The 6,954-nt window shown below is 46.5% G+C and carries 5 protein-coding genes; 4 read left to right on the top strand and 1 reads right to left on the bottom strand.

What is annotated here, in order from left to right; translation table 11 throughout:
* Positions 1 to 1,046 precede the first annotated feature (1,046 nt).
* Entirely contained in the window at positions 1,047 to 1,895 is an 849-nt protein-coding gene (locus C3B51_RS21610) for a hypothetical protein (protein ID WP_130246358.1), read from the top strand.
* Between the two features lie 113 nt (positions 1,896 to 2,008).
* Here C3B51_RS21610 and C3B51_RS23700 read toward each other — a convergent pair whose 3' ends face one another.
* The gene (locus C3B51_RS23700) at positions 2,009 to 2,182 is read right to left on the bottom strand and encodes a hypothetical protein (protein ID WP_165389220.1); all 174 of its coding nucleotides are present in this window, start codon (positions 2,180 to 2,182) and stop codon (positions 2,009 to 2,011) included.
* Positions 2,183 to 2,494: 312 nt separating this feature from the next.
* Here C3B51_RS23700 and C3B51_RS21605 point away from each other — a divergent pair, with 312 nt between their 5' ends.
* The 3 genes from C3B51_RS21605 to C3B51_RS21595 all read left to right on the top strand — a co-directional run bounded on the left by C3B51_RS21605 (position 2,495) and on the right by C3B51_RS21595 (position 6,881).
* Positions 2,495 to 3,796: a GntP family permease gene (locus C3B51_RS21605; RefSeq protein WP_125718455.1), complete on the top strand. Its 1,302-nt coding sequence runs from the start codon at positions 2,495 to 2,497 to the stop codon at positions 3,794 to 3,796.
* Between the two features lie 309 nt (positions 3,797 to 4,105).
* Entirely contained in the window at positions 4,106 to 6,193 is a 2,088-nt protein-coding gene (gene fusA / locus C3B51_RS21600; RefSeq protein ID WP_130246357.1) for an elongation factor G, read from the top strand.
* 265 nt (positions 6,194 to 6,458) lie between these two features.
* A complete protein-coding gene (locus C3B51_RS21595) occupies positions 6,459 to 6,881 on the top strand; it encodes a hypothetical protein (protein WP_125718451.1) in 423 nt (140 codons plus the stop codon).
* Positions 6,882 to 6,954 lie beyond the last annotated feature (73 nt).

Here is a 6,954-nt window from a genome sequence, read left to right as displayed (position 1 = left end):
GTTATCGACCATATTTTCTCGCCTCGAAATAGAACACTTAATTAAGCAAGTTGGTATAAAACAAAATGAGCCGTCAACCTCGTTTTGTTGATAATGATTATCAGTTAGATCTAATCAGGTGTCAACACCTATTTGAATTAATTCTCATTTACATTTTGGGGTGTGTTCAAGCGCCTGAGCGGTGAATTTCAGGCATAAAAAAAGCCCCGAGCAGGGCTTTTTGTGTTCATATCTACCGTCACCGATATGAGCAATGTAGCAAGTAAAATAGTAAGTTGGTTGCCAGTATCGTGCATTAAGGGGCGTTAATACCAGACACCCGCAACCTGTGCAGTTATCGTGCGCATCACGTGTTTCAGGGTCGAGAAACAAACTTAGTACCGTCACAAAGTGAGCCGTCAATCTCGCTTTGTTGAGATTGATTATCAGTTAGATCTTTGTGCCTGTCAATTTATTTTCGCAAATAATTCTCATTTAGTTTAAATCACACTAATCAAGCCAGGATCTGCTGGTGTAATACAGCCCGCAGCTTTGCCATATAGATACGTGTGCGGGAGGCGCAGTAACAGGGTTTCAGTTACCTGGGTGAGCCTGGCGGGGCAATGGTTCGGTGCTTAGAAATGAAAAAAGCCCTGAGGAGGGCTTTTTGGGATCATATCTACCGTCACCGATATGAGCAATGTAGCAAGTAAAATATAAGGCGGTTGTTGAGCCACACCAAGGGGCGTCAATGCAGCTCATTAACAACCAGTGCAGTTATCGTGCGCAACACGTGTTTCAGGGTCGAGAAACAATGAGAGTAACAAAATGAACCGTCAAGCCACTTTGTTGAGATTGATTATCAATTAGATTTGAGTGTCTGTCAACTTCTTTTTGAAAATAATTCTCATTTGTTTTTCTGGTTTTTTTGATGCTGCGATGTTTTATTTGTTATCAGTAGGTGTTTTTTTTGTTGTTAGTTACGTTTTTTTAAGGTAGCGTTTATCTGGTTTAGGTACGCTTCCTAAGCGGTATAAAATCGAAAAGGAAATTTTAAAGGAATAAATATGAAAAAATTATTAACATTAATAGGTGTTATCTTAGTAGCTTCGACCGCATTCGAAGGTGAGGCTTATGAGCGTGTTTACGATCCCTACATGTACTTTATGTCTCAAGGGAAAGAAGTAAAAGTAAAGTTCTTGACTACAAATCGTGGCACTGAAGCAAGGACTATGAGCTTGCAAGCATCGTGTAATCAAGAGTGCTCCAGTTCTTGGTTTACCCGTAGATTATTGGAGGACTTTGTTAAAGCGTCACAAACAAACGCTTTTTATACAAGGTACTATATTGAGCAGGAGCCGTGTTCTAACCCATGGGATGGATGTATTCCGCATAAGGCTCCTATTGAATTAGAGAACAGTGTACAAGAAGGGCCTGAAGAGCAGGTTGATATAAATGCTTCTGGAACGCGTCGCTACTACACCACGACTCCAAATAATAGGGATAAAAATTTCGCTGATCAAATCGTTGACGGTGCAGCGAGTGCTATAGGATCGACAGTTGGGAGCGCTGTTGCAGGTTCTATAATAACTCTTACAGGTAACCCTTCTAGCTCAATACCAAGTATTGTTATTTTAGGTGAAAAAAAGGGTTCAAGAGGCCAAGTTGTGCCAACGGTCGCGTGTAAATTTAACGGCACTTATTGTGCTCCATATGACGCGTATCAATTTGTCTACGACTCTAGCCTTGGTGGGACGCTCACAGTGCATTATGATGTTGATAAATCTAGTGAAAAATCAAGGCAGCAAGAGTTTGATATGGAAACGTTACTTTCTAAAATGTCTTGGATGTGTACGACGACTTACACTGGGACTTTACCTAGGCTTACTGCTCAGAAAACTTGTTATGCAAAGTAGTGGGTGAATTCGCCCGGCGCGAGCCGGGCATATTTAATGCCGGTACAGTTGCAGCAGCATTTTGTGCACGTAACACTGACAGGCGAGTACCAGAGTGAATAAAGACGTGTGCCTTAATGTACTTGCAACCAGTAATAGTAGCTGGTGGCATCGTGAATATCGACGCGTTGCTGCGCGGCTTCCGGCTTGGTAATGACTCGGTGAAAATGCGCCGGGTTCTGCCAGGTGTTGCTGACATCCCCGGCCAGTTTCACCGAAAATCTGGGCGAGGCTAGTGCCCGTTCCATTGCGGTTGCATTCAATATAGAAGTACTGTTATCCCGCTCATAAGCCATAATCTAAGTACCATTCAACACCTCACTCAGCGCCGCAAAAAGGCCACGAACTGAACTGGCCAGTCAATTTTGTCTGGATGGAAACACTTGTCGTGAGTACCAGCATTGTAACGAGAAAAATATGATCTTTAGACATTACTAGGCTCCTTATTGATTGTTTTACAGCCGACAGATGTGTCAGACATATTCCATGGTGGATACTCGATCCCAGTGCCAAATTGCCGTATAACTAACCTTAAATAACAAAAAATAAACAGGATATTTATGCTGAGTTTGCTTGGCTTAATCGGTGCTTTGGCATTGCTGATTGGCCTGACCCTGCGCGGGGTCAACTTGTTTATCGCTGCGCCTTTGTGTGCACTCATTGTCGCGCTGACCAGTGATATTGCTCTTTTTAATGCCACTACAGGACAACCCTTTGTGTCTCTATATATGGCCGGGTTTGCCGGGTTTTTGCAAGCCTGGTTTTTAATGTTTCTGCTGGGTTCCCTGTTTGGCAAGTTTATGGAAGACAGCGGGGCGGCTGATGCCATTGCCCACTATGTGATTGGTAAAATTGGTATGAAATACGCGGTGCTGGCCGTGGTGCTGGCCTGTGCTCTGCTAACCTACGGGGGTGTCAGCGTGTTTATCGTCGCCTTTTCTGTTTATCCCATGGCTTTGAGCCTGTTTAAGGACGCCAATCTGCCCCGGCGCTTTATCCCTGCGGTGCTGGCATTTGGCTCGGTGACCTTTACCATGACCTCGGCAGGCTCGCCCGAAATCCAAAACTGGATCCCCATCAAATACCTGGGCACCTCGCCGTATGCCGCCTGGCAGGAGAGCCTGGTGGTCGCTATATTTATGGCGGGACTGGGCTACTTCTTACTGAGCTGGATGATCCGCCGGGCAGTGGCCAGCGGTGAGTGTTTTGTGGCGCGAGACAACGACCCTGAGCAGATCCAGCGTGCCTTGCCGCACCCGATCACCGGCTTGCTGCCCTTGCTGGTGGTCTTGATCTTGTCGTTTACCCTGCACAGTACACTTCAACAAAACGCTTTGATCGTTGCCTTATTGGGCGGGGTGTTGACGATCTTGGTAATTAATTTTAAGCACTTTCATAATCTCTCTCAGGCGGTCAATTTAGGCACCACCGGGGCACTGGTGGCCATCGGCAATACCGCAGCTGTGGTGGGGTTTGGTGCGGTGGCCAAAGGCACGCCCGCGTTTAATGAGGCCGTTGCTTTGATGACCAGCATTCCCGGCAATGAGTTACTTGGCGCCGCGATTGCGGTGAGCGTGATTGCGGCACTGACAGGGTCGGCATCGGGCGGGCAGGCCATTGCTTTACCTCTGGTTGCTCCGCATTATCTGGATTTGGGTGTGGACGCCAGCCAGCTTCACCGGGTTGTGGCGATCAGCTCCGGCGCGCTGGATACCTTGCCGCACAATGGTTATGTTGTGACCACAGTGCGGGCAATCTGTGGAGAGAAACATCAGGATGCCTACTGGCCGCTGGCGGTACTGACCGTGTGCGTACCGTTACTGGGTGTTGCGCTGATCCTGGGATTATTTATCTGGTTTTAACCAGCGCTCGGTGCTTGTGGCGGGGTGAGGAGGTGACGCTGCAAGCTGGCACCTTTTTGCGTGTTCGGGCGGACTGAATTGGCAAACTTGCAGGGCGAGGAGTGGGCTTTCACAGCCTGCAAAAAGGGGGACATGCGTTATCTGACGGCGTTTTGCGCCCCTTAAATACGGCCTAAGCAAAATACATTCCACGATAAACCATTTTTTTCTCAAATTGATTGCATTTTAGACGACGTGAAGGATGATGTTCGCCTAAAGAGGTGATATACTCCCGCCGAATAATTTTTCTACTTTAAATAGAGTAAAACAATGGCAGATTTATCGAAATACAGAAACATTGGTATTTTCGCGCACGTTGATGCGGGTAAGACTACCACCACTGAGCGTATTCTAAAGCTTACTGGTAAAATCCACAAAACGGGTGAAGTACATGACGGTGAGTCTACTACTGACTTCATGGAGCAGGAAGCTGAGCGTGGTATTACAATCCAATCAGCAGCGGTAACGTGTGAGTGGAAAGGCCACCGTTTAAACGTTATCGATACTCCTGGACACGTTGACTTCACAGTTGAAGTATATCGTTCACTGAAAGTACTTGACGGTGGTATCGGTGTATTCTGTGGATCTGGCGGTGTTGAGCCTCAGTCAGAGACTAACTGGCGTTATGCGAACGAGTCAGAAGTTGCTCGTGTTATCTTCGTAAACAAGCTGGACCGTATGGGTGCAGACTTCTACCGCGTAGTTGGTCAGGTTGAGAAAGTACTTGCTGCTAACCCGCTGGTTATGACTCTGCCTATCGGTATCGAAGACGAGTTCTGTGGTGTTGTAGACGTACTTGAAAAGAAAGCGTACGTTTGGGACGAGACTGGTCTTCCAGAAAACTACGAAATCAAAGACGTTCCTGCAGACATGGTTGACAAAGTTGAAGAATACCATGAAATGCTGATCGAAACTGCGGTTGAGCAAGACGACGACCTGATGGAAGCGTACATGGAAGGTGAAATGCCTTCTCTTGAGCAGATCAAAGCATGTATCCGTAAAGGTACTCGTGATCTGGCGTTCTTCCCAACTTACTGTGGTTCTGCGTTCAAAAACAAAGGTATGCAGCTGGTACTAGACGCGGTTGTAGATTACCTACCTGCGCCTACAGAAGTTGACCCTCAGCCTCTGACTGACAAAGACACTGGTGAGCCTACTGGTGAAGTAGCAACTGTTTCTGCTGATGAGCCGCTTAGAGCGCTTGCGTTTAAGATCATGGATGACCGTTTCGGCGCCCTGACCTTTATCCGTATCTACTCTGGTCGCATGAAAAAAGGTGACACAGTACTTAACTCTGCAACTGGTAAAACAGAGCGTATCGGCCGTATGGTTGAGATGCAGGCAGACGAGCGTAACGAACTGACTGAAGCACAAGCGGGTGACATCATCGCGGTTGTAGGCATGAAGAACGTTCAAACTGGTCACACTCTGTGTGATCCTAAGCACGAATGTACACTTGAAGCGATGATCTTCCCTGATCCGGTAATCTCTATCGCGGTAGCACCTAAAGATAAAGGTGGTAACGAGAAGATGGGTATCGCGATTGGTAAGATGGTTGCAGAAGATCCGTCATTCCAGGTTGAAACTGACGAAGATTCAGGCGAAACCATCCTTAAAGGTATGGGTGAACTTCACCTGGACATCAAAGTTGACATCCTTAAGCGTACTTACGGTGTTGAACTAATCGTTGGTCAGCCTCAGGTTGCTTACCGTGAAACTATCACGCAAGAAGTTGAAGATAGCTACACGCACAAGAAGCAGTCTGGTGGTTCTGGTCAGTTCGGTAAGATCGACTACCGCATCAAGCCTGGTGAGCCTAACTCTGGCTTCACGTTCTCTTCAACAGTTGTTGGTGGTAACGTTCCTAAGGAATTCTGGCCAGCAGTTGAGAAAGGCTTCAAGATGATGATGGACGAAGGTGTTCTGGCTGGCTTCCCAGTACTAGACGTTGAAGTTGAGCTGTTCGACGGTGGTTTCCACGCAGTTGACTCATCAGCAATCGCGTTCGAAATCGCAGCGAAAGGCGCATTCCGTCAGTCAATCCCTAAAGCGGGTCCTCAGCTTCTTGAGCCTGTGATGAAGGTTGACGTGTTCACACCAGAAGACAACGTAGGTGACGTAATCGGTGACCTTAACCGTCGTCGTGGTATGATCAAAGACCAGGAAGCTGGCGCAACTGGCGTACGTATCAAAGGTGAAGTACCACTATCTGAAATGTTCGGATACATTGGTCACCTGCGTACTATCACGTCTGGTCGTGGTCAGTTCTCAATGGAATTCTCTCACTACGCACCTTGCCCGGCAAACGTTGCTGACGCAGTAATCGCAGCTGAGAAAGAGAAAAAAGCAGCTAAGTAATTAGTTGACTGATTTCTGAAAAAAGGCCGCACTTGCGGCCTTTTTTAATGCTCCGAGTTTCTCCCACTATTTTTTCATGCCTTTTTAGGGTTCTTTTTGGGTAAAATTATAAATAAATTCATGCCCACATTGGCTCACCAGTTAGCCTTCTCAACTGTTGCTAAAAATTACATAAACGGACTTGATTTAGGAACTTTGCAACTTTATCATTAGAGCACGGAGTCAGTCGATTCCGCTAAACATTGAGTAAAATTGGGAGGTACTCATGAGAACCATAGATTTGGATATCAGCTGGTTTGCCGTCTTAGCCACCGTGTGTGGTATTTCGTTGTGTTATGTGATGATGAACTTAGTGGCCCTGAATGGTGTTGCCTCATCACTTATGGTTCTGTCGCTGGCGAGTGTTGGCTTGATTGTGCTAATGACACTCACCGACAAGCGATTTGTTCATATTGATAAAGCAGGGATTTGTTATCGCACATGGGTGAAAATACGTTATGTGCACGCAGACGAAATATCGTTACTGGAGCTAAAGAAGCTAGGCCCATTGCGGTGTTTAAAGGTCACCCTGAGTAACAACCGCAGGTTATCCTTTCCTTATTGGTCTATTGATGATACCGAGTTGAGTAGAGCAGCTCAGATATTATCAGTGCCAATATCAGAAAAAAACCATCAGGCAAGCGCATGATGGTGTATCCATTCACCGAGTGAATAGATTTATACCAATTTGCGTGATTAAGTGTTCTATTTTGAGGCGAGAA

It is taken from the genome of Pseudoalteromonas rubra, assembly GCF_004212645.1.
Classification (GTDB): Bacteria; Pseudomonadota; Gammaproteobacteria; order Enterobacterales; family Alteromonadaceae; genus Pseudoalteromonas; species Pseudoalteromonas rubra_G.
Note: the sequence above shows the minus strand (reverse complement) of the source record. Positions and strands in the feature narration are given on the sequence as shown.